This is a genomic window from Paracoccus sp. C2R09, from assembly GCF_018860625.1.
Classification (GTDB): domain Bacteria; phylum Pseudomonadota; class Alphaproteobacteria; order Rhodobacterales; family Rhodobacteraceae; genus Paracoccus.
In genome coordinates this window covers 257,683-281,238 of the sequence record NZ_JAHKQB010000010.1, presented here as the reverse complement: position 1 = coordinate 281,238, position 23,556 = coordinate 257,683, and the positions used below count along the sequence as shown (strand labels likewise).

The 23,556-nt window shown below is 64.8% G+C and carries 21 protein-coding genes and 1 pseudogene; 7 read left to right on the top strand and 15 right to left on the bottom strand.

Annotation, left to right across the window (positions count from 1 at the left end; translation table 11 throughout):
* Both KO490_RS03890 and KO490_RS03885 read left to right on the top strand, forming a co-directional pair.
* Positions 1–480 (top strand): OB-fold nucleic acid binding domain-containing protein (locus KO490_RS03890; protein WP_252726994.1); only part of this gene is annotated, 480 nt, incomplete at its 5' end.
* 321 nt (positions 481–801) lie between these two features.
* Entirely contained in the window at positions 802–1,077 is a 276-nt protein-coding gene (locus KO490_RS03885; protein WP_216018089.1) for a helix-turn-helix transcriptional regulator, read from the top strand.
* Positions 1,078–1,099: 22 nt separating this feature from the next.
* On the opposite strand, the pseudogene KO490_RS03880 reads toward KO490_RS03885, so the two are convergent.
* Positions 1,100–1,476 (bottom strand): annotated as a pseudogene (locus KO490_RS03880) (IS3 family transposase); the annotation flags it as partial.
* Positions 1,477–2,058: 582 nt separating this feature from the next.
* Between KO490_RS03880 and KO490_RS03875 the strand changes: the two are divergent.
* Positions 2,059–4,677, top strand: a complete 2,619-nt coding sequence (locus KO490_RS03875; protein WP_216018088.1) for an AAA family ATPase — start codon at positions 2,059–2,061, stop codon at positions 4,675–4,677.
* A 443-nt stretch (positions 4,678–5,120) separates the two neighbouring features.
* Here the strand turns inward: KO490_RS03875 and KO490_RS03870 are convergent, their stop codons facing one another.
* A complete protein-coding gene (locus KO490_RS03870) occupies positions 5,121–5,432 on the bottom strand; it encodes an ETC complex I subunit (RefSeq protein ID WP_216018087.1) in 312 nt (103 codons plus the stop codon).
* Between the two features lie 131 nt (positions 5,433–5,563).
* On the opposite strand from KO490_RS03870, the gene KO490_RS03865 reads away from it, so the two are divergent.
* Positions 5,564–6,115 (top strand): superoxide dismutase family protein, encoded by a 552-nt coding sequence (locus KO490_RS03865; protein ID WP_252726993.1) that lies wholly within the window; start codon positions 5,564–5,566, stop codon positions 6,113–6,115.
* A gap of 109 nt (positions 6,116–6,224) precedes the next feature.
* On the top strand, positions 6,225–6,491 hold the full coding sequence (locus KO490_RS03860; protein WP_216018086.1) for a hypothetical protein: 267 nt from the start codon (positions 6,225–6,227) through the stop codon (positions 6,489–6,491).
* Here KO490_RS03860 and uvrB read toward each other — a convergent pair.
* The 10 genes from uvrB to coaBC all read right to left on the bottom strand — a co-directional run bounded on the left by uvrB (position 6,488) and on the right by coaBC (position 18,298).
* Positions 6,488–8,674, bottom strand: coding sequence for an excinuclease ABC subunit UvrB (gene uvrB, locus KO490_RS03855; protein WP_216018085.1), 2,187 nt, complete (start codon positions 8,672–8,674; stop codon positions 6,488–6,490). The genes KO490_RS03860 and uvrB overlap by 4 nt on opposite strands.
* Positions 8,675–8,729: 55 nt before the next feature.
* Complete coding sequence (locus tag KO490_RS03850) at positions 8,730–9,947, bottom strand: FAD-binding oxidoreductase (protein WP_216018084.1); 1,218 nt, start codon at positions 9,945–9,947, stop codon at positions 8,730–8,732.
* 101 nt (positions 9,948–10,048) lie between these two features.
* Positions 10,049–11,260: a cysteine desulfurase gene (locus tag KO490_RS03845; RefSeq protein WP_216018083.1), complete on the bottom strand. Its 1,212-nt coding sequence runs from the start codon at positions 11,258–11,260 to the stop codon at positions 10,049–10,051.
* Positions 11,257–11,850 (bottom strand): Yip1 family protein, encoded by a 594-nt coding sequence (locus KO490_RS03840; RefSeq protein WP_216018082.1) that lies wholly within the window; start codon positions 11,848–11,850, stop codon positions 11,257–11,259. The genes KO490_RS03845 and KO490_RS03840 overlap by 4 nt, the downstream gene beginning before the upstream one ends.
* Positions 11,847–12,365: a hypothetical protein gene (locus tag KO490_RS03835; protein ID WP_303463013.1), complete on the bottom strand. Its 519-nt coding sequence runs from the start codon at positions 12,363–12,365 to the stop codon at positions 11,847–11,849. Before KO490_RS03835 ends, KO490_RS03840 begins: the two co-directional genes overlap by 4 nt.
* Complete coding sequence (locus KO490_RS03830; protein WP_216018081.1) at positions 12,338–13,675, bottom strand: SufD family Fe-S cluster assembly protein; 1,338 nt, start codon at positions 13,673–13,675, stop codon at positions 12,338–12,340. Before KO490_RS03830 ends, KO490_RS03835 begins: the two co-directional genes overlap by 28 nt.
* On the bottom strand, positions 13,675–14,430 hold the full coding sequence (gene sufC / locus KO490_RS03825; RefSeq protein WP_216018080.1) for a Fe-S cluster assembly ATPase SufC: 756 nt from the start codon (positions 14,428–14,430) through the stop codon (positions 13,675–13,677). The genes KO490_RS03830 and sufC overlap by 1 nt, the downstream gene beginning before the upstream one ends.
* A 67-nt stretch (positions 14,431–14,497) precedes the next feature.
* The gene (gene sufB, locus KO490_RS03820) at positions 14,498–16,018 is read right to left on the bottom strand and encodes a Fe-S cluster assembly protein SufB (protein WP_216018079.1); all 1,521 of its coding nucleotides are present in this window, start codon (positions 16,016–16,018) and stop codon (positions 14,498–14,500) included.
* A gap of 43 nt (positions 16,019–16,061) precedes the next feature.
* Positions 16,062–17,105: a cysteine desulfurase family protein gene (locus KO490_RS03815; RefSeq protein ID WP_216018078.1), complete on the bottom strand. Its 1,044-nt coding sequence runs from the start codon at positions 17,103–17,105 to the stop codon at positions 16,062–16,064.
* Complete coding sequence (gene coaBC, locus KO490_RS03810) at positions 17,102–18,298, bottom strand: bifunctional phosphopantothenoylcysteine decarboxylase/phosphopantothenate--cysteine ligase CoaBC (RefSeq protein WP_216018077.1); 1,197 nt, start codon at positions 18,296–18,298, stop codon at positions 17,102–17,104. The genes KO490_RS03815 and coaBC overlap by 4 nt, the downstream gene beginning before the upstream one ends.
* A gap of 121 nt (positions 18,299–18,419) precedes the next feature.
* Between coaBC and KO490_RS03805 the strand changes: the two genes are divergently transcribed.
* Positions 18,420–19,928: a YifB family Mg chelatase-like AAA ATPase gene (locus KO490_RS03805; RefSeq protein WP_216018076.1), complete on the top strand. Its 1,509-nt coding sequence runs from the start codon at positions 18,420–18,422 to the stop codon at positions 19,926–19,928.
* Positions 19,929–19,931: 3 nt separating this feature from the next.
* Here KO490_RS03805 and gshB read toward each other — a convergent pair whose 3' ends face one another.
* The 3 genes from gshB to rsmI form a co-directional block, all read right to left on the bottom strand.
* Positions 19,932–20,879: a glutathione synthase gene (gene gshB, locus KO490_RS03800; RefSeq protein ID WP_216018075.1), complete on the bottom strand. Its 948-nt coding sequence runs from the start codon at positions 20,877–20,879 to the stop codon at positions 19,932–19,934.
* Between the two features lie 65 nt (positions 20,880–20,944).
* Positions 20,945–21,313 carry a YraN family protein gene (locus KO490_RS03795; RefSeq protein WP_216018074.1) on the bottom strand — a complete coding sequence of 123 codons (369 nt, stop codon included), beginning with the start codon at positions 21,311–21,313 and terminating at the stop codon, positions 20,945–20,947.
* Positions 21,310–22,212, bottom strand: coding sequence for a 16S rRNA (cytidine(1402)-2'-O)-methyltransferase (gene rsmI, locus KO490_RS03790; RefSeq protein ID WP_216018073.1), 903 nt, complete (start codon positions 22,210–22,212; stop codon positions 21,310–21,312). Before rsmI ends, KO490_RS03795 begins: the two co-directional genes overlap by 4 nt.
* Positions 22,213–22,329: 117 nt before the next feature.
* Here rsmI and KO490_RS03785 point away from each other — a divergent pair, with 117 nt between their 5' ends.
* Complete coding sequence (locus KO490_RS03785; protein WP_216018072.1) at positions 22,330–23,541, top strand: penicillin-binding protein activator; 1,212 nt, start codon at positions 22,330–22,332, stop codon at positions 23,539–23,541.
* Positions 23,542–23,556 lie beyond the last annotated feature (15 nt).

The window sequence follows — 23,556 nt, the reverse complement described above, 5'->3', positions numbered from 1 at the left end:
TTCCTGCGTAGCGATCTGGCGAAGCGCCGTATCATGACCTGCGCGGAAGCGATGAATCTGCCGCACCGTCATCGCGCCGAAGTGGCAGGGCTTATGCTGGTCCGCCAGCGGCCCGGCTCGGCCAAGGGCACGATGTTCATCACCTTGGAGGACGAGACCGGCATCGCCAATCTCGTTGTCTGGCCAAAGATCTTCGAGGCCAATCGCCGAACCATTCTCTCGGCCGGCATGATTGGGGCCCGCGGTCGCATACAGCGCGAGGGCGACGTCGTGCATTTTGTCGTTGAACACATGACCGACCTTTCGGCGGCGCTTGCCAGTGTCGGAAATCGTGCGGCATTCCCTTTACCGCACGGCCGAGATGACGAGTTTCATCACGGCAGCACCACTTCCGATCCACGCCACCCAAGGCCGCGCGACATGTTCACCCGCGACCTGCATCTCGATACGATCCGTGTGAAGACGAAGGACTTTAAGTAACTTGTGCCAGTGGCCCTACCCGCCCTCCCGCACCCTAAGGGAGCGTTTTGGCCAATTCGGCCTAAAGCGGATATTTCTTAGACTATCTTCATGCTGCGGTGCAGCTTTCGGATTGCTGCCCCTCGTGCGATCTGCATCAGTTTCGGCGCGCGTGCGGCAGCTCTGCGAACGATTGGCGCGGTTATTCAGTGATGCGATGACAACGTAACTTCTCACGGCAGCACGGTTGACTGTTACGACAACGTATCACATTGTTCGCGCTGAAGGTTGCTTATCCAAGCGCCCTCCACATATTCGCCCCCGAAGCGAAAGACACAGATTATGAGACAGATGACGGCGTCTGAACTGCGCCTCGCCGCGGCGTTCGGCCGGCGGATCAGGGATCGCCGTCTTGAGCTCGGCTACACCCAAGACAAGCTGGCGATGCTGGTGGGGGCCAATCGTCGCGCCATCGGCGAGCTTGAGAACGGCAAGGGTAAGAGCTACCTCGGCCTCGCTCTCTCCATCGCGGACACACTTGGGTTCGCACAGCTGGGAGGCGTATCCACTTCACACAAATCGTCGCGCCGCCTTCCCGGAGGCAAGGCGAGCGGATGAAGCTCTATTTCGGGGACATGGAGATACAAGCCGGCTTGCCGTAGACCCTGACAAGCGCATCCAGTTCCCGGGCCACCCACGCGCCAGGGAGGCTCATGTCGGCGACCAGACACAGGTTCTCTTGGCGGCAATCGTCGATCACCGCAAGGATCCGGAACTTGCGCGACTCGCCCCGAACGTGTCCGCCGCGAAGTCCAGCGACCAGCGCTGGTTCGGCTCTAGGGCCAAGGGCATTGGCGTGCGCGTTCCACTGGCCCGTTTGCCACCGCGCCTGCGCCTAACTGACGACCCTTCCTCAGGATAGAGCCGATACAGCTTCTTCGGGTTCATCAGCATGCCTCTGCGCTCCAGCAGCAGCCCGATGCGCCGATAGCCAATCCGTCGGCGCACGGCGGCGATTTCCTGTGACCGGGGAACCCCGCTCGGTGATCTGCGCGGCCGCGTCCCGCTTGAACTCATCGCTGAACTTGCTGCTGCTCATCATGGCCTTCCTGCTTCAAAACTAGCGAAGAAGGCGTCCGAGATACACGGGGCTATTCACCCCTTTATGCCGTGTTCCGGCATTGCCCAGGACCCATATAGTGAAAGCTTTGCTTGGTTGGCTGCGCTACGGCAATTTAGCGTCATGCCATTTATGCAAATGACCGCGGAGGGCTCTTGACCTACCACATCAATCTGCCGCCATTGGCGACGCCGCTTGGTCGTGGGAGCCCAAGACCCGCGCTTTCGGCCCATAGCTGACCTTGACGCTTAGCGCGGGCAAGGGGCACAGTCGGCCCTATCGGGACCTTCACGAAGCACCCCACAAATGGCGGTTTCAGTGCAAACTCTCTGAGCTTGCCGCAATTGGCATAACGCACACTTTCTTTCACTACGGGATCAAGCGTCCCCACGTTGCCTCAAAGTTCCTCACTTGGTCTACTGGCAAGCGTTGGGCGCAGTATCAAACCTGATCAACTTCAAAAACCGAATTTATTGCCGATGACAAAAGAAAAAATTCAAACTGAAGCGGATGCATTGCGCTCAATTCTTGATTGGTCGAAAGAACGTCCTGCTTGGCAGCGCGACGCACTTAGGCGCCTACTTCAAAACGGCGAGCTGACGGACGCTGACATTGCAACTCTCGCCGACCTATGCAAGGACAAATCGAACCCATCTTATCCTCTAAGGGAAGAGCACATCTCGGCTCAGAAAACAGGTGCGCCAACAGTGGCGCTGAAGAGCATTCGCAATGTCCAGAACGTCAACGCCCTCGCCGAGAAGCAAACCCTTTCCTTCATCCCGAAAGGGATCACGATCATCTACGGCGACAATGGCGCTGGTAAATCCGGCTACGTTCGCCTCCTGAAGCGTTCCTGCCGGGCCAGGAACGCAAGGGGCAAGGAGGAGACGCTCCTTCCGAACATCTATGAACAGGCCAAAGGGCCCCAATTCGCAGAGCTTGAATACCAAGCCGGGGCGCAGACGCAGAAGGCGACCTGGAAGAGCGGCCAGCCAGTCGATGCGCTTTTTTCCGAAATCAGCGTCTTCGACTCCCGCACCGCCAACGTTCACGTAGAGGAAACCAACGATCTCGCCTACACGCCGTTTCCGATGAAAGTGCTCGAGCGGCTTGTCGCCGCTTGCAAGTCGGTCAAGGAGACGATTGACGGCGAGATCGCGGTGATCAAAGCGCAGACACCGCGAAGCGTTTCAGATCCCTCATGTTCGCCAAACACTGCCGTTGGGCAGATGATGGCCATGCTCGGGAAGGATACGAAGCCGGAAGCCGTTGAAACCTTGGCCGCGTTGAGCGACGAAGAGGCGGCGCGTCTCGCTGAATTGACTTCGGATTTCGCCCACGACCCCAAGGCCACGGCGCGGCGGCTCCGGGCGCAGAAGACCCGGCTCGAGACCATCCGAACCAGGCTTCATACCTTAAAGGCCGCGGCCTCTACCGAAAGCGCCGGGCAGCTGGCAACGCTCTCTTCTGATCTCAGGGCCAAAACGGAGGCGGCCAGGCTTGCCTCTGCCGCGCTCTTCAAAAACGAGCCGCTGGAGGGCGTCGGATCGGAAACTTGGCGGACACTCTGGGAGGCAGCGCGCGCTTATTCCACCGCCGATGCCTATCCGGAGACAGCTTTCCCGGTCACCGGCGAGGAAGCCCGCTGCGTCCTTTGCCAACAGGAACTCAGCGAACAGGCGGGAAGCCGCCTGCACCGGTTCGAGGCGTTCGTTCAGGATCGCACCCAACAGGATGAAGAAGCCGCTCGGCGCGCGCTCTCAGCCTTCGTCGAGACTTTGCGCAAGGCTTGGCTCAGTCGCAGGACGCGTCTGGAAGACCGCAGGTTCCTCGCAGAAGAATTCGGCAATCAAGAAGTCGCGGCCGCATACACGTTGTTCACAGTCCGGATCTTGTGGCGGCTTCGCGCAGTGCTCCGGGCGGGCGCCGACGTCGCTCTGTCATTGCCCACCCTCGACGATCTCGGTCTCGATGCCGTGATTGATGCCCTCGATACGCGCGCCGACGCGCTGCTTGCCGATGAGGAAGCCCCGGAACGAAAGGCGCTGAGAGCCGAGCTAGCTGGGCTGCAAGACCGGCAGTGGCTCACCGGGGTGAAAGACGACGTGCTTGCAGAAATCGAACGCGCAAAGGATGTCGGCGCGCTTAACGCGGCCTTGAAAGACACTAAGCAGAACACGATCACTGCGAAGAACACCGAGCTGTCGAGAGCGCTGATCACCGAGCGGCTACGCGGGCGCTTCGCCCAAGAAATCAATCACCTCGATCTCGCGGGACTGTCGATTGAGCTCGAACAGGCAGGTTCGCAAAGTGGGATCTCCCGGTTCAAGGTCAGCCTGATGCACAAGAAGTCAGAGAATGCTGGATCGATCCTCAGCGAAGGCGAATACCGCTGCGTCGCGCTTGCCGGGTTCCTCGCCGAGCTCGCTACAAACGATAGCGAGTCCGGCATCATTTTCGACGATCCCGTCTCGTCTCTGGACCATCTCCACCGTGAATCCATCGCCAAAAGACTGGCCGAGGAAGGGCGCAAACGTCAGGTGATAGTCTTCACCCACGACCTTCCCTTTCTGTTCCTTCTGCGCAACGCCTGCGTTCACGGGGACGATCCGGCGCTGAAGACAGAGGTGGCGGTCCGCCATATTCAGAAGCGGCAGGACACGCCGGGCTTTTGCAGGAACGAGCCGCCCGAGAAGGCGCAGGATGCCCGCTCGCGCCTAAAGACAATGCGCAACCACCTTGCGAAAGCAAGGGTCCAGTATGACAACGATCCGGATGGCACGGACTGGCTAATGACCGCTCGCGGACTCACCGACAGCCTCCGCCAAACGTGGGAAGCCGCTGTAGAGGATTCGATCGCGCCTGTGCTCCGCACCTTCTCCAGCAAAGTGGATACGAAGGGCTTCGCCAAACTCTCAGCAATCACCGAGCAGCACGCCAAGACCATGCGTCAGCACTATGGGGAATGCTCTATACTGCTTCACAAGATTTCGGATGCGATGAACCCCGTCACTCCAACGCCTGACCGTATCGAGAAGGAACTTGACGCACTCACGGTCTGGCTCGACGATGTCTCAAGTCGCCAGAAGAAAATTTAAGCCACCCGAGTGATCTCCGCACAGTAACGGGCCCGACTTTTCGGACGGCCGCTTCTGGCGTGTCGCATCCGTTCATTCGAAGCGCAGCGAAGGTCGGCTTGCCGCCCATTGTCATCACATAATATCTAAGCTTGTCATCGGATCACGAGCCCGCGCTCTGTCTCGCACATACTTTCCGCATACTGAGCCGGGGAATGCCCGTGGAAGCGCGCTGGACGACCTTCGACACGGCGACAGCAACTCCGGGACGAGCAGAGTCAGAAGCTCATCAATGAATGCGATCTGGATCTCTCGAAAACGGGGCAACTGTGATGAGGTGCTCCGGCCGGCCGCTAAGCGACTAAAGCAGGAAGTCTTAAAATCAATGACTTACAAAACCTTTGCTCGGAGCCGGCTTAAGATACCCCCGGATGGCACTAACTATGCACGGAGTAACAAAGGGATCAATGCGTCCAGGGGGCGCGGCGGTCGGTTGCGAAGTTTTCGCCGTAACCGCGGGGGCGGATATTGGTGCCGCGCTTGTGCGGCTCCTGCACGATGTAATCGAGGCCGCGCTCCTTGGCGTAATCCTCGGCCTGCTTGCGGGTATCGAAACGCAGGCGGACCTGGGATTGCGTGTCGTCGCTGCTGGTCCAGCCCATCAGGGGATCGATCTCTCGTGCGTCGGCATGGGGGTATTCCAGGAACCACCCACGGGTGCGGGCCATCCCCGAGGTCATCGCATTGCGGGAAGGTTGATAGATACGGACACGCATGGGCTTATTCCTCGACCGAACTCGGGCTCCTGTATCGCTGCAAATGCGGCACCCTTCAAGACCCGCCATGATGCAGGAACGCATGCGTGGCGATTTCGTTGACCTGCAGCCGATAACAAAGGAAACATCCCATGCTGCGCATCACCGCAACCGCATTCGCCACCCTGATCGCCGCCCTACCCGCCATGGCCGAGAACCACGAAGGTCACGGTGATCAGGCCAATCCCGACATGATGGCCGACGCCATGACTGCCGATATCGCGGGCGCCGACGGTACGCCCCACGGCACCATCACCGCGATTCCCACGCCGTCGGGAATGCTGCACGTGAAGATCGACCTGACCGACGTTCCGGCCGGCATCTATGGCGCGCATTTGCATGAAACCGGCCTGTGCGAAGGCCCCGAGTTCCAAAGCGCGGGCGGGCATCTGGCAGGCGAAGGCCGCGATCACGGCGTGCATGCCGAAAACGGTCCGCATCTGGGTGACATGCCGAACATCCATGTGCCCGATTCGGGCGAAGTGATGGTCGAATACTTCCTGCCCGATCTTGGTGCCGAACAGATCGTCGATGGCGACGGTACCGCCTTCATGTTGCATTCGGGCCAGGATGATCTGGAATCGCAGCCCTCGGGGGATGCCGGCGGACGGATGGCCTGCGCGGTCCTTGCCGCTGCGGAATGACCCGACGGGGCGCTTCGGCGCCCCTTTTTTACATTGCCGGAAAAAGGGTTATGATGGGAACGACCCCGCCGACGCGGCGTTCGTCACCTGACAAGCACGAGGTTCCCCGATGAAGATCCCACTTGCCCTGCTGGCTGCCGCCACCATTTTGTCCGCCTGCGCAGGCGGTCCCAGCTATACCGTCGCCGACCGCGTCTGCAATCCGGCGCACCATGCCCGCGTCATCGGCATGAACTGGGGCGAGGTGAACTTTCCCCCGTCGCTGCGGGTCCGCCTGACGGAACTGGGCAAGCCTGTGCCGCTTGCGACCGACCCTGCCCGCCTGACCCTGCATACGGATCCGAAGGGCTGGATCGGCCGCGTCAGCTGCGGTTAGGCCCGACGCTTCGAGCGTTTGTTCCCGCCGCGTTGCCCCGCGCGCCCGGCGGATGAGCGTCCCGCACTGCGGGTCGCCTGCTCGGATGCCTGCTCGATGGCTGATTGACGCGCCAGCGGATCATCGGAGACGGCCAGATCCACCGCCTCCAGACGCTTGACCTCGTCGCGCAGGCGAGCGGCTTCCTCGAATTCGAGGTTCTCGGCGGCCTTGCGCATCTGATCCCGCATCGCGTCCAGATGGGCCTGCAGGTTCGCGCCGATCTTGGCACCCTCGACCTTGGCCGTGACGCGCGATTGATCTGTATCGCCCTGCCACAGCCCCGCCAGGACATCCTCGACATTCTTGCGCACGGTCTGCGGCGTGATGCCGTGTTCCTCGTTATAGGCGATCTGCTTCTCGCGGCGGCGTTCGGTCTCGGCCATGGCCCGTTCCATGCTGCCCGTCACGCGGTCGGCATACATGATGACGCGCCCGTCGGCATTCCGCGCAGCGCGCCCGATAGTCTGCACCAACGAGGTTTCCGAACGCAGGAAGCCCTCCTTGTCGGCATCCAGGATCGCAACCAGCCCGCATTCGGGGATGTCCAGCCCCTCGCGCAGCAGGTTGATGCCGATCAGCACGTCGAAGGCCCCCAGACGCAGGTCGCGCAGGATCTCGATCCGTTCGATCGTGTCGATATCGCTGTGCATGTAGCGGACCTTGATGCCCTGCTCGTGCATGTATTCGGTCAGATCCTCGGCCATGCGCTTGGTCAGCGTGGTGCAAAGCGTGCGGTATCCGGCAGCGGTCACCCGGCGCACCTCGTCCAGCAGATCGTCCACCTGCGTCTCGACCGGGCGGATCTCGATCATGGGGTCCAGAAGGCCGGTCGGACGGATGATCTGTTCGGTGAAGACGCCGCCCGTCTGGTCCATCTCCCATTGGGCGGGGGTCGCACTGACGAAGACGGATTGGGGGCGCATGGCGTCCCATTCCTCGAACTTCAGCGGGCGGTTGTCCATGCAGCTGGGCAGACGGAAGCCGTGTTCGGCCAGCGTGAACTTGCGCCGGAAGTCGCCTCGATACATTCCGCCGATTTGCGGCACGCTGACATGGCTTTCGTCGGCAAAGACGATGGCATTGTCGGGAATGAACTCGAACAAGGTGGGGGGCGGTTCGCCCGGGGCGCGTCCCGTCAGATAGCGGCTGTAATTCTCGATGCCGTTGCAGACGCCCGTGGCCTCCAGCATCTCGATGTCGAAATTGGTCCGCTGCTCCAGCCGCTGCGCTTCCAGCAGCTTGCCTTCCTCCTGCAGGACCTTCAGCCGGTCGTGCAGCTCTTTCTTGATGCCCTTGACCGCCTGCTGCATCGTCGGGCGCGGCGTGACATAGTGGCTGTTGGCATAGATGCGGATCTGCTTGAAGCTGTCGGCCTTGGCACCGGTCAGCGGATCGAATTCGGTGATCGCCTCCAGCTCGTTGCCGAAGAAATCGAACCGCCAGGCCCGATCCTCGAGGTGGGCGGGCCAGACCTCGACCAGGTCGCCCCGCACGCGGAAGCTGCCGCGCTGGAAGCTGGTATCCAGACGCTTGTACTGCTGCGCCACCAGCTGGCTCAGGAATTCGCGCTGGTCATAGCTCTCGCCGACGACCATGTCCTGGGTCATCGCCGAATAGGTCTCGACCGAACCGATGCCATAGATGCAGCTGACAGATGCCACGATGATCACGTCGTCGCGTTCCAGAAGCGCCCGCGTCGCACTGTGGCGCATCCGGTCGATGGCCTCGTTGATCTGGGATTCCTTCTCAATATAGGTATCGCTGCGGGCGACATAGGCCTCGGGCTGATAGTAGTCGTAGTAGCTGACGAAATACTCGACCGCGTTGTCGGGGAAGAAGCCCTTGAATTCACCGTAGAGCTGGGCCGCCAGCGTCTTGTTCGGCGCAAGGATGATCGCGGGGCGCTGAGTCTCTTCGATGATCTTGGCCATGGTATAGGTCTTGCCGGTGCCGGTCGCGCCCAGCAGGACCTGGTCCCGTTCGCCCGAGACGACGCCGGCCGACAGCTCCTTGATGGCTGTCGGCTGGTCGCCTGCCGGCGAGAAGTCGGATTTCATCACGAAGCGCTTGCCCCCCTCGAGCTTGGGGCGCGTGACTTCGGGAAAGCGCTGGACAGGCGCGCTTGTATTGTTGTGACCCATGAGGTTCCCGTTCCGTTCGGACTGGCCCCCAAGATGTGCGTGGCAGGGGCCTAAATCAACCGCGCTTCAGCCGCGATGGTTGCAAGGCATCCCAGCCCTGTCCGCCCGAAAGCTCGTCCGCCAGGATCTCGGCCGTCACCGGCCCCAGGGTGAAGCCCTGGTGACCATGCCCGAAATGCGCCCACAGGTTCGGCTGATCGGGAACGCGCCCGACCAGCGGCAGCATGTCGGGCATGCAGGGCCTGCGGCCGGTCCAGGGTTCGGCCTCGACCGGGGCGCCGATATCGAACAGCTCCTGCGCGGCCTTTTCCCCGTGGCGCAGCTGCGGGGGCGAAATGCGCGGATGCGGGGTCAGTTCGGCGGCGGTCGCGATGCGCAACCCGCGCCGCATGGGCGACAGCACGACCGAATTGCCGAAATCCGCGATCGGGTGACGGGGCGGAAGCTCCATGTGGTAATGACGGTGATAGCCGCGCTTGTAGACCATCGCGATGCGCATCCCGAAGCGTTCGGTGATGGCGGGCGACCAAGGCCCAAGCGCGATGACGGCGTGTTCCGCCTCGACATCGTCGACGACCCAGGCGGCGCCCTTGCGATGCAGATCGCCCGCATCGGCATTCACGACCCGCCCGCCGCGCCTCTGGAACAGCGCCGCATAGGCCGCGACCAGCGCGCCGGGATCCGCGCAATTCCATGCGTCGGACCAATGGGTTGCACCCTCGACCTCGACCTTTATCGAGGGCTCGATGGCGCGCAGTTCGGCACCGGTCAGCAGCTTGGATTCGACACCGAAATCGTTGCGGAACCGCTCGACCGCCTTGCGGCCCTTCTCGAGCTTCTGCGGGGTGCGGTGCAGTTCGATATAGCCGTTGCGCCGGATGATGTTGTCGGCGCCCGCGGCCTCGACCAGCGGTGCGTGGCGTTCGGTCGACTGGCGGATCAGCTTGCCCCAGGTCTGCGACGCGCGGCGATGGGCCGCGGGCAGCGAATTGCGGGCATAGGTCCAGACCGCGCCGACCTGGCTCAGCAGACCGGACGGCGTCCATTTGACGTCATAGCCGCGACCCATCGCGATCTGCAGCAGCGCGCCGGGGGCCAGCGGCATGGCATAGGGCTCGACCGCCTCGGTCTGGATCAGCCCGGCATTGCCATAGCTGGTCTCGCGGCCCGGGGTGCCGCGTTCGACGATGGTCACGTCGTGACCACGTTCCTGCAATGCCAGCGCCGTCGTGACGCCGACCATGCCTGCACCCAATACCAGAACCTCGGCCATCTCTGTCTCCTTGCCGTTCTGAAGCAAGGGATGCAGAGATCACCCCAACCGGGCAAGATGGAACGTGCTTTCTTCGGCCCTTTGCCGAATCTTTGCAAGATTCAGGCGAAAAGCTCTCGGCAGAAGGTCAATCCTTCGACCAAAGCGTCCACTTCCGCCTGCGTATTGTACATCGCGAAACTGGCCCGCGCGGTGGCATTCACGCCGAAGAACTCCATCAGCGGCATGGCGCAATGGCTGCCCGCACGCACGGCGATTCCCTTCTTGTCGAGGATGGTCGAGATGTCATGCGCATGCGCCCCTTCCATCGTCATCGAAAAGATCGCGCCCTTGTCCGCCGCGTCCCCCTGGATCTGCAGCCAGTTCAGCTCGCGCAAACGGTCGCGGGCATAGTCGCGCAGACCGCGTTCGTGTTGCGCGACATTCTGCATGCCAAGCCCCATCAGGTATTCCAGCGCCGCGCCCAGCCCGATCTGGTTGACGATGCCCGGCGTGCCCGCCTCGAACCGCAGCGGAGGATCGGCATAGGTCACCTCGTCGCGTCCCACGGTGCGGATCATGTCGCCGCCCCCCAGGAAGGGCCGCATCTCGGCCTGCCGATCCGCCTTGATCCAGATCGCGCCCGAACCCGAAGGCCCATAGAGCTTGTGTCCCGTGATGCAGTAGAAGTCGCAGCCGAGCGCCGCGACATCCACCGGCATATGGACGGCCGCCTGACTGCCATCGACCATCACCGGAACATCCGTCCCACGCGCGATGGCCGCGACATCGACCACGGTGCCCGTGACGTTCGACATATGGGTGACCGCGATCAGCTTGGTCCGGGGACCCACAGCCTCCAGCACCTTTTCGGGCGGCAAGCTGCCATCGGGCTCGGGTTCGACCCATTTCAGGACGACGCCCTGGCGTTCACGCAGGAAATGCCAAGGCACGATATTGGCGTGATGCTCCATCACTGACAGGACGATCTCGTCGCCCGCCTGTAGGCGCGGCGCGGCCCAGGCATAGCTGACAAGGTTGATCCCCTCGGTCGAGCCGCTGGTAAAGATCACCTCATCCTCGCACGGGGCATTCAGGAAGCGGGCGATGGTGCCGCGAACCCGTTCGTAATTGTCGGTCGCAAGGTTGGACAAGAAGTGCAGCCCGCGATGCACATTGGCGTATTCGCCCTCATAGGCGCGGGTGATCGCGTCGATCACGACCTGCGGCTTCTGCGCACTGGCACCGCTGTCCAGATAGACCAGCGGCTTTCCGTTCACCTGACGCGACAGGATCGGGAAATCGGAACGGACGGCGTCGATGTCAAAGCTCATTGCGGCATCTCCGGCATGAGGCCGAGCGCGGCGGCCAGAAAGGACAGGACGAACCCCATGGCAAGAAGGGTGGCGAACATCACCAGAAGCACCTTGGGCGCGCTGGTGAAGCCGTGCAGCGACTTGGCGAATTGCACGGTCAGCCAAAGGAACAGCGCGACGCTGAGCATCCCCAGGACGCCTGCAAGGCCAGGCAGGGCCAGCGACAGAAAGACCTGCGCGGCCTGGACGATCAGCAGCAGGATCTCGATCCAGACGGTCAGGATCAGCGCATCCGCGAAATTGCCGGTCCCGCCGAAGATCCGCCCCACCCCGGTCATCAGCCCGGCCCCAAGCACGATGGCCCCGAACTGCATCGCAGCCAGCATCAGCGGCTGTCGGACAAAGGACAGCATGGGTGCCTCGGCCCCTTCGGGCGCAGGGAACAGCGACGACACCATGAAGGCCATCAGCGCCGATACGCTGACCGCCAGCATCAGCGCCATCCAGCGGGCCTGCATCGGCAGGTTCAGCCCGATCAGCTGACGGGCGGCGGCATCGGGATTGCGGAAGGTCGTTCCGACAAGGTGCTTGAAGTCGTCGAAGGTCATTTGCGCCTCGTCAGCGCCACGAAACCGGCGCCCCAGATCAGAATGAAACCCGCACCGGCCACGGCGCGCGTCAGTGTCAGGGCCGGTCCCGGTCCCACGAAGCCCGCGGTCAGCCCCGCCAGCAGCGATGCCGGCGCAACTGCCAGCAACGCCCAGAACAGGGCCAGCCGTGCGTGGCGCGGATCGATCCGCCAACGTGTCGGCAGCAGCAGAAGACCGGTCAGCCCAGCAACCAGATATGCCAGAAGCGGCAGCATGAAAAGGGAACCCATCAGCGCACCCCCCATCCGCGCATCCAGCGGAATGGAGGGGTCCAGCTGCGCGGCCCGTGCATGCCCGGGGGCCTGGGCGACCAGCTGGATCAACCCGGCCAGCATGACCACCGCCAGCAGCGTGCGTTCGGGAATGTGGGAAAGGCCCCGCACCACCCGGCGCGGGGCCCACCAGCTTGCCAGCACGCGACGGAGCATCCCGCCGCGCGCCTCGCTCAGATCTGCGGACGTTCCGTCAGCCACGCGTCAAGCCGTTCGTTGATCTCGTCGCGGATGCCCTCGTCCTCGACCTCTTCCAGCGCGTCGGCCAGGAAGGACAGGACCAGGAAGACGATCGCCCGTTCGCGCGGAACCCCGCGAGAGCGGAGATAGAACAGCGCATCCTCGTCGATGGCGCCCGTGGTCGAACCGTGCGAACAGGCCACGTCGTCGGCATAGATCTCCAGCTCGGGCTTGGCCAGGAACTGGCTGCGCTCGTCCAGAAGCAGCGCCTGGCTGATCTGGTAACCGTCGGTCTTCTGCGCGCCGGGCTTGACCAGGATCTTGCCCTGGAAGACGCCGGTGGCGCCGTTCTTCAGCACCTTCTTGAAGACCTGGCGGCTTTCGCCGCGCAGGGCGCCATGGGTGATGAAAACGGTGTCGTCATGGTGGCACGGACCGATATTCTGGTCGCCCAGCACGGCGGCCGCGACATGGCAGACCGCATCGTCGCCGACCATGTCCACCACGGCCTCGTTCCGCATCACGTTGCCGTTGACCGACAGCACGAAGCTCTTGAGTGCGGCACCTTCGTCCACGCGGGCGAAGACATGCGAGATGCCGACTTTGGGATCGGCCGCGCGCTTGGCGGCGATCATGTGCAGACGACCGCCCTTGGCCAGGTCCGCCTCGATCACGCCATTCGACCGCGCACCGACGGTGCCGGTTTCCAGGAACGTCGCCTCGGCGCCTTCCTCGACGCGGATCACGTGGTGCCAGACCACGTCGGCCACATCGCTTGCACGGCGATGCAGAACGTGGATCGGCTTCGAGGGCGTGCCCGTCACGCGGATCAGCAGGCCGTCCTGCGCAGCGACGGTGTTCAGCGCGGCGAAGGGACGTGCGGCAGGCTTCTGCCCCGCGGCTTCCAGCGCGCCGAAGATGCCCTTGGCCCAGTGATCGGCATCGTCATGCGTGCCCTTCAGGGTCGAGATCTCGACCCCTTCCAGCGTCAGATCATCGGACGCGGCTGCGTCGAATACGCCATCCACGAAGACCAGCGTCAGCTTGTCGCGCGAGGTGAACAGCGGCGATGCGCCATCGGCGATCGGCAGCGGCTTCGCCTCGGGGGCGTTGAAGGGACGCGGGTCGGTAAAGCGCCAGTATTCGTCGCGCGGACCCGGCAGGCCCATGTCGCGCAGACGCGCCAGCGCCTCGGACCGGGCATCGGCCGACCAGCCGCCCTTGGGCATCGGAAGCGCGGCAAGGCGGGCCTCCAGCGCGTTCTCGGCCTTCGGTGCGCCGGAAACCTGCGGCGTCACCTCGTCCTTGGATTTCACGGCTGCTTCAGTCATCAATCGGCCTCCGCCAGCAGGTCGCCATAGCCGTTCTCTTCGACTTCCAGCGCCAGCTCGGGACCGCCCGACTTGATGATGCGGCCGTTCGACATGATGTGCACCACGTCCGGCTTGATGTGGTTCAGCAGGCGCTGATAGTGCGTGATCACGAGGAAGCTGCGGTCGGGCGAACGCAGCGCGTTCACGCCTTCCGACACCAGGCGCATGGCGTCCACGTCCAGACCGGAATCGGTCTCGTCCATGATGCACATGCGGGGCTCCAGCATGGCCATCTGCAGGATCTCGTTGCGCTTCTTTTCACCGCCCGAGAAGCCGACGTTCACGGGGCGCTTCAGCATCTCGGGGCTGATCTGCAGCTCCTTGGCGCGCTCGCGGACGATCTTCAGGAACTCGGCCGAGGACAGTTCCTCTTCGCCGCGCGCCTTGCGCTGCGAATTCACCGCGGTGCGCAGGAAGGTCATGTTGCCCACGCCCGGGATCTCGACCGGGTACTGGAACGCCAGGAACAGGCCGGCGGCGGCGCGTTCCTCGGCTTCCATGTCCAGCAGGCTCTCGCCGTCCAGCGTCGCGTCGCCATCGGTCACTTCGTAGCCGTCGCGGCCCGACAGCACATAGGACAGGGTGGACTTGCCCGAACCGTTCGGGCCCATGATGGCATGGACCTCGCCCGCGGGAACCTCGAGGCTCAGACCCTTCAGGATCTGCTTGTCCTCTTCTTCCAGCTTCACGTGCAGGTTTTCAATCTTCAGCATATCTTCCTCATCGGATGGTGGCGGCGGTGCCGTCCCGCGGCACCATCATCGAATTTGCGTGGGGGCCTCAGCCCACCGAACCTTCAAGCGAGATCGCGACCAGCGACTGCGCTTCCATGGCGAACTCCATCGGCAGCGCCTGCAGGACCTCGCGGCAGAACCCGTTCACGACCAGCGCGACGGCCTCTTCCTCGTCCATGCCGCGCGACCGGCAGTAGAACAGCTGGTCGTCGTCGACCTTGCTGGTCGTCGCCTCGTGCTCGACCCGGCTCGAGGTGTTCTTGACCTCGATATAGGGCACGGTATGGGCGCCGCACTTGTCGCCGATCAGCAGGCTGTCGCACTGCGTGTAGTTGCGGCTGTTCGTGGCCTTGGGGTGCATGGTCACCAGACCGCGATAGGTGTTCTGCGCCTGACCGGCCGATATGCCCTTGGACACGATGCGCGAGCGCGTGTTCTTGCCCAGATGGATCATCTTGGTGCCGGTATCGGCCTGCTGCCAGTTGTTGGCGATCGCGATCGAGTAGAACTCGCCCTGCGATTCATCGCCGCGCAGGATGCAGGACGGGTATTTCCAGGTGATGGCCGAACCGGTCTCGACCTGCGTCCACATCACCTTGGCGCGTGCCTCGCGGCAATCGGCGCGCTTGGTGACGAAGTTGTAGATGCCGCCCTTGCCGTTCTCGTCGCCCGGGAACCAGTTCTGGACGGTCGAGTATTTCACCTCGGCATCCTCGAGCACGACGATCTCGACCACGGCTGCATGCAGCTGGTTGGTGTCGCGCTGCGGCGCGGTGCACCCTTCAAGGTAGCTGACATAGCTGCCCTTGTCGGCGATGATCAGCGTGCGCTCGAACTGGCCGGTATTCTCGGCGTTGATGCGGAAATAGGTCGACAGTTCCATCGGGCAGCGGACGCCCGGCGGGACATAGACGAACGACCCGTCCGAGAAGACGGCGCTGTTCAGCGTGGCGAAGAAGTTGTCGGACTGCGGAACGACGCTGCCCAGGTATTTCTTCACCAGCTCGGGATGCTCGCGGATGGCCTCGCTGATCGAACAGAAGATGACGCCGGCCTTGGCCAGCTCGTCCTTGAAGGTGGTGCCCACGCTGACACTGTCGAAGACGGCATCCACGGCAACCTTGCGGCCCTCGGCCGGTGCCTCGTCCGCGCCCTCGACGCCTGCAAGGATCATCTGTTCCTTCAGCGGGATGCCCAGCTTTTCATAGGTCGCCAGCAGCTTGGGATCGACCTCGTCCAGCGACTTGGGCTTTTCTTCCATGCTCTTGGGGCGGGCATAGTAGTACTGATCCTGAAAATCGATCTCGGGATAGTTCAGCATCGCCCATTTGGGTTCGGTCATGGTCAGCCAGCGGCGGTAGGCTTCCAGCCGCCAGTCGGTCATCCATTCCGGTTCGCCGTTCTTTTCCGAGATCAGACGGACGATATCCTCGTTCAGCCCCTTGGGGGCATAGTCCATCTCGATCTCGGTGTCCCAGCCATACTTGTAGCTGCCCATGTTGCGGACAGTTTCGACCGTCTCGCGGTCGACGCCTTCGCGCACGTCCAGATCGGTGGCTTCCGTCATTCTCTTTCCTTCCTCGATGGCGGGCCCCTGCCCGCCCGTTCCGTCACGCATGTCGGCTGCGCCAGCGCCTATATGCCTTTTCCCAAGCGTCCGCAAATCGGTTGATCTGATCGTCATCCAAAGCGGGGCTTATCGAAACCCTGATCGCCGATTGGGCCTGCTGATCGTCAAAACCCATCGCCTGCAATGCGCCGCTGGCCCGGACCTTGCCCGAAGAACAGGCGGACCCTGCCGAGATGGCAAAGCCCGCAAGATCCATCTGCATGACCTGCGTCTCACCCTTCCAACCGGATGTAAGAATGCAGGACGTGTTAGGCAAGCGTCGCGCGTTCTTTCCCGCGATCACCGCCTCGGGCGCGATGTCGCGGATCCGCCCCTCCAGCAGGTCGCGGCGGGCGGCGACCTGATCCCAGAGACCGGCGTCCAGATCCTTCTGCGCGGCCTCGGCTGCGGCGGCCAGGCCCATGATCCCGACCAGGTTCTCGGTCCCGGCGCGGCGACCCTGTTCCTGCCCGCCGCCGCGGATCAGGGCGGGCATCTCGGTGCCCTTCTTCAGGATCAGCGCGCCGATGCCCTTGGGGCCGCCCAGCTTGTGGGCACTGACGAAGCCCGCCGTGATGCCCATCCAGTTGAACGCCATCGGCACCTTGCCGAAGGCCTGCGTCAGGTCGCTGTTGTGCAGCCCCTGGGGCAATGCCTGCATCACGCCGGTCTCGTTGTTGGCAAGCTGCAGGCTGGTCCGGGCGGGGTCGATCACGGTGACGATGCCGTCGCCATCCACTGCCAGGTCCTGTTCGCACCAGACCTTGATCGCGCTGTGTTCCACGGGCGCGCAATGAAAGCCCCCGCCGCCCAGCACCATCGACGCGGCCTCGGTCGTCCCCGAGGTGAAGACGACATCCGCCCCATCCGCCCCGAGCGCACTTGCCAGCCGCTGTCGCGCACCCTCCAGTGCCATCTTCGCGGCACGCCCCTCGGTATGGACCGAGGACGGGTTGCCCGAGATGTCCAGCGCCTCGATCATCGCGGCCTTCACTTCGGGCCGGATCGGGGTCGTCGCATTCCAGTCGAGGTAACTGCGCATCATTCCAGCGCCTCCGCAATTCGGGCCGCAAGCCGTGCCGCGACTCTGTCCTTGTCCATGCGGGGCCAATCCTCGACCCCCGTGTCGGTGATCAGCGTCACGGCGTTTTCGGTTCCGCCCATGATGCCCGTCGCGGGGCTGACATCGTTGGCGACGATCCAGTCGCAGCCCTTGCGCTGCCGCTTGGCCGTGGCATGGGCGATCACGTCATGGGTCTCGGCGGCAAACCCCACCACAAGGCGGGGTCGGGCCGCATCGTTCGACAGCCAGCGCAGGATGTCGGGATTTTCGGCCATGTGCAGCGCGGGCGGGTTGCCGCTGCCGTCCTTCTTCATCTTCAGCCCGCTTGCATTCGTGACGTGCCAATCCGCGACGGCTGCCGCCATGACAGCCGCATCGGCGGGCAGCGCCGCCTGCACGGCGTCGCGCATCTGGCGGGCGGTCTCGACCCGGACCACCTCGACGCCCGCAGGCGGGGGAACGGTCGCGGGTCCGGTCACGAAGCTGACCTTCGCGCCCAGATCGCGCAGCGCGGCGGCAATCGCCGTTCCCTGCGCGCCGGACGACCGGTTCGCGATGTACCTGACCGGGTCGATCGGTTCATGCGTCGGCCCCGAGGTCACGACGATATGCCGCCCCGCCAGCGGTTGCGGGCGCGGGGCCAGCGCATCGCGAATGGCCGCCACGATCGCCTCGGGTTCCGCCATGCGGCCGGGGCCGTATTCGCCGCAGGCCATGTCGCCGCTGTCGGGCCCGACCGTCAGAATGCCGTCACCCGCCAGCGTCCGGCGGTTGCGCTGCGTCGCGGGGTGGTCCCACATCCGCACATTCATCGCGGGTGCGATCAGCACGCGCTTGTCGGTGGCCAGCAGCAGCGTCGTGGCCAGATCGTTGGCGATCCCCTGCGCCATCTTGGCCATCATGTCCGCGGTGGCCGGTGCCACCACGACCAGATCGGCGTTGCGCGACAGCTGGATATGCCCGATCTCGGCCTCGGTGCCGATATCCCACAGGGCGTCATGCACAGGCTCGCCCGCCAGCACCGACAGGGTCATCGGCGTGGTGAACTGCGCCCCGGCCTGCGTCAGGACGGGCGTCACCGACAGGCCTTCGGCCCGCATCAGCCGGATCAGCTGCGGGATCTTGTAGGCCGAGATCCCCCCGCCCACGATCAGAAGTATGCGCTTCGGTTGCATGGCACCCATTCCCGTGATCCGGCAGAGATAACGACCCGGCCCCCGCACCGCAAGCTACGCGCCTGTTAACCGCCGGTTAATCCTTCCCGCGTTAACCATTCCCATCGTCCGGGGAATGAACATGATCGCCACCTCCTATACCGTCGCCTTCGAAGGGGTCGAGGCCCGCCTGGTCGAGGTTCAATGCGCGGTCGCGGCCGGCCTGCCCGGATTCTCGATCGTGGGGCTGCCCGACAAGGCCGTGTCCGAGGCCAAGGAACGCGTGCGCGCAGCCTTCGGCGCCATGTCCATCGCCCTGCCCAGCAAGCGTCTGACGGTGAACCTGTCGCCCGCCGATCTGCCGAAGGAGGGGTCGCATTTCGACCTGCCCATCGCGCTGGCGGTGCTGGCGGCGCTGCAGATCGTCCCGCCCGAGGATGTCGCGCGCTGCGTTTCCCTGGGCGAGTTGTCGCTGGACGGCCGCCTCGTGCCCGTCGCGGGCGCCCTGCCCGCAGCCGTCGCCGCGTCCGAGGACGAACGCAGCCTGATCTGCCCTGCCCCCTGCGGCCCCGAGGCCGCCTGGATCCGCTCGGTCCCGGTCTTCGGCGCGACGACGCTGCGAACGGTGGTGGATCACCTGACCGACCGCAAGCCGCTGTCGCCCGCATCGCCCGGAATGCTGCGAGAAGCCCCGCTGCGGGGCTGCCTGTCCGAAGTTCGCGGCCAGGAACGCGCCAAGCGCGCGCTGGAGATCGCGGCGGCGGGGCGCCATCATCTGCTGATGGTCGGCCCGCCCGGCGCGGGCAAATCCATGCTGGCCTCGCGCCTGCCGGGCCTCATGCCGCCGCTGACCCCGTCCGAGGCACTGGCGACATCCATGATCCATTCGGTGGCGGGGATCCTGCCCGCGGGCGGCATCTCGCGGCAGCCGCCCTTTCAGGAACCGCATCACACCGCGTCCCCCGCGGCCATCGTGGGCGGTGGGCGCGCGGCCCGGCCCGGTCAGATCAGCCTTGCCCATCACGGCGTCCTGTTCATGGACGAATTGCCCGAATATCCCCGGCAGGTGCTGGAAAGCCTGCGCCAACCAATTGAAACGGGCGAGGTCATGGTCGCCCGCGCCGCCCGTCACGTCAGCTATCCCTGTCGCTTTCTGCTGGTGGCCGCGGCCAATCCGTGCCGCTGCGGCCATCTTGCGGATGCCGCGCGGGCCTGTCCGCGTGCGGCGACCTGCGGGCAGGATTATCTCTCGCGCATCTCGGGCCCGCTGATGGACCGCTTCGATCTGCGGATCGAGGTTCCGGCAACGCGGATCGAGGATCTGGACGGCCCGCCCGATGGCGAAGCCTCGGCCGTGATCGCGGATCGCGTGGCCCGTGCCCGCGCCATCCAGACCGAGCGGTACATGGCCGAACCGGGAATCTCGGTCAATGCCGAGGCCACGGGCAGCATGCTCGAACAGGTCGCGAAACCCGATGCCGAGGGGCAGGCCCTGATCCGCAAGGCGGCCGACCGGCTGGGCCTGACGGCGCGCGGGTATCACCGCATCCTGCGAACGGCGCGGACCATCGCCGATCTGGACGGCTCGGACGCCGTCCGGACCGCCCACCTGGCCGAGGCGATCAGCTATCGCCTGCCCTTCGTCGCCTGAAGCTCAGCGTTCGGCCAGCCGGCGCTCGATCGCTTCCCAGATCGCCTCGGCGGCGTTGATCCCGTCGAAGCGTTCCAGTTCCTGGATGCCCGTGGGCGATGTGACGTTGATCTCGGTCAGCCAGCCGTCGATCACGTCGATGCCGGTGAAGATCAGCCCCTTTTCACGCAGGGTCGGGCCGATGATCTTGCAGATCTCGTATTCGCGCTCGGTCAGTCCGATCTTCTCGGCGCGGCCGCCGACATGCATGTTGGACCGCGCTTCGCCCTGCTGGGGCACGCGATTGATCGCGCCGACGGGTTCGCCATCGACCAGGATGATCCGCTTGTCGCCCTCGGTCACCTTGTCGAGGTATTTCTGCGCGATCATGGGTTCGCGGTTGATGCCTGCAAACGTCTCGAGCAGCGACGACAGGTTCGGATCGCCGGGCTTCAGGTGGAACACCCCCGCACCGCCATTGCCATAGAGCGGCTTCACGATGATCTCGCCGTGACGCTCGCGGAAGGCCCGGAAGGCCGCGGGATCACGGGCGATCATGGTGGGGGGCGTCAGGTCGGGAAAGTCGAGGACCATCAGCTTCTCGGGGCAGTTGCGCACCCAGAAGGGGTCGTTCACGACCAGCGTGCCCGGATGCACCCGGTCCAGCAGATGCGTCGAGGTCACATAGGCCATGTCGAAGGGCGGATCCTGCCGCAGCCAGACCACGTCGAATTCGGTCACGTCCACCTCGGCCCATTCGCCGAAGGTCACGTGATCGCCCTGCTTGCGGCGCAGCGTGACGGGACGACCGCGCGCGATGATGCGCCCCTGGTCGTAGCGCAGCTGGTCGGCGGTGTACTGGAACAGACGGTGCCCGCGGGCCTCGGCCTCGAGGCCGATGCGGAAGGTGCTGTCGGCATCGATCGAGACGGCCTCGACCGGGTCCATCTGCAAGGCGACGTAAAGGCTCATGCTGCGCTCCTGATCATTCGGGGTCACATGTGGCGCGGGCCGGTGACGGATGCAAGATTGCCGGGTCAGAAACCGGAAAATGCATCCGGCACGATACGCACGCGCCCGGTGCCGTCGACCAGCGCCGCGTCGAAGCGCATCTCGGTCGCGAGGGGCCTGCCGGTTGCGGCCAGGTATTCCTCGGCCGCGGCCATGATGCGGCGGGCCTGCGCGGGGCGGATGCGTTCCGCCGCGGCATCATGCGTGGGTGCGGATTTCACCTCGACGAAGATCAGCGCCGGGCCCGCGCGAAGGATCAGGTCGATCTCTCCTCCGCGCCCCCGCCAGCGACGGTCCATGAGTTCGGCCCCCTGCCCGCGATATTCCCGCAGGACGGCATCCTCGGCCATCGCGCCCGACAGGTTCGCGGTCGTCCCCCGCGCGGACCGCATCATGCGCCGCGCGACAGGGTCAGCGCGCGCTGATAGACGTCGCGTTTGGGCATGCCCAGGATGTCGGCGACCTCTTTCGCGGCATCCTTGACGGACATGCGCGACATGCGATCCCGCAGCGCGTCGTCCAGGGTCTCCTCGTTGATCTCGACCTCGCCGGGGCGGTCGATGAGCATTACCACCTCGCCCTTGAGGGTCCCCATGCGCGGATCTTCCGACAGCTCCGAGGCGGTGCCGCGAATGACCTCCTCGAACTTCTTGGTCAGTTCGCGCGCGATGACGATGGCGCGGTCCGGGTCCTGCAGGGCCAGCTCGGCCAGGGTGCGCGCCACGCGACGCGGGCTTTCGTACAGGATCAACGTGGCATCAGTCGCCAGCCAGTTGCGCAGCCAGGTCCGACGCGCGGCCTCTGTCGGCGGCGGGAAGCCAAGGAACAGGAAGCGATCGGACGGCAACCCCGACAGGCTGAGCGCGGCCAGTGCCGCCGACGGGCCGGGCAGCGCATGGACGCGCGCGCCCGCCTCGGCCGCATCCAGCGCCAGGCGGTATCCGGGGTCCGCGACCAGCGGCGTCCCCGCATCCGAGCAATAGGCGACGCTGGCCCCTTCCGTCAGGGCGCCGATCAGCGCCGGACGGGCACGCGCGCCGTTATGGTCGTGATAGGCGATCAGCCGCCGACCCCGCAGCGGGATGCCGTGGATCTCCATCAGGTGGCGCAGCACGCGCGTATCCTCGGCCGCAAGGATGTCGGCGCTGTTCAGCACATCCAGCGCACGCAGGGTGATGTCGCGGGCGGCCCCGATGGGCGTGGCCACCAGATGCAGGCCCGGATCGATGCGCGCGGCCTCGATCCGGGCGGCGATCGGGCGGGCGGCTTCGGGCTGGGGGCTTGGGCGTTCCATGACATCTTTCCTTCGACTTGGCCGGGGGGCGGTCCGCGCCGTTGCCAACGGCCTGCGCCGGACATAGTCTGCGACCGACAACTTGCAAAACCAATAGTTCAACGGGGGAAGTTTCACATGTTCGCATCAGCCACAAGGCAGCCCGCCCATGGCGGCCTGCGCCGTGCCCTGACCCGCGCCGGTGCCGTGGTCGCCACCCTGGTGCTTGCGGCATGCGAGCCGGGCCTTGGCACCGAACAGGCATCCGGTCCCGAGACCGGGCAGCTGATCGACCCGTCGCAGCCGGTGCGCGTCGCGCTGCTGGCCCCTGCGGGGACCGGGTCGGCCGATCTGGAATGGCTGGCGCGCAGCCTGAAGAATTCGGCCAAGATGGCGGCGGGGGACGCGCAGGGCGCGACCATCGACCTGCGCATCTACGATACCGGCGCCTCGACCGAGGCCGCGGTGACGCAGGCCAATGCCGCGGTCGATGCGGGTGCGCAGATCATCCTCGGGCCGCTCTTTGCGGAAGGCGCGAATGCGGTGGGCAACGCGATGGCCCCGCGCAATGTCAACGTGCTGACATTTTCCAACAACACGCAGGTCGCGGGCGGCAACGTCTTCATCCTGGGCAACAGCTTCGAGAACATCGCCGACCGCCTGGTCGGTTACGGCGTGAAGCAGGGCAAGCGCAACGTCCTGGTCGTGGCCGAGGATGACGTCGCGGGCCAGCTGGGCGGCGCCGCGATCCAGACCGCCATCGCCCGCAACGGCGCGCGCATGGCGGGCCGGATCAACCATCCCGTTTCGGTGACGGGCATCGATGCCGTCGTGCCCCGCGTGGCCGAGGCCGCGAAATCAGGCAATGTGGATTCGGTCTTCCTGACCGCGAACCACCAGGCCGTCCTGCCCTATCTGACCCAGCAGCTGGCCGATGCGGGCGTGCGTTCGCCCGTCACGCAGATGATGGGCCTGACCCGTTGGGACCAGCCCGCAAGCCGCCTGTCCGAAGGCCAGCTGGCCGAGGGTTGGTTCGCCATTCCCGATCAGGGTCTGCAGCGCCAGTTCGAAGCGCGGTATTCCCAGGCCTATGGCGAACAGCCCCATCCGCTGGCATCGCTGTCCTATGACGGCGTCGCGGCCATCGCCTCGCTTGCCCGCAGCGGGCGTCGCAATGCGCTGACCTCGACCGCGCTGACGCAGCGTTCGGGCTTTGCGGGCGTGGGCGGGATCTTCCGCCTCAAGGGCGACCGCACCATCCAGCGCGGCCTCTCGGTCGCGACCATCCGCAACGGCCAGCTGGTCATCCTGGACCCCGCCCCGCAGAGCGCGCGCGGCTTCGGTTCGTAACAACAGGGCCCCTTC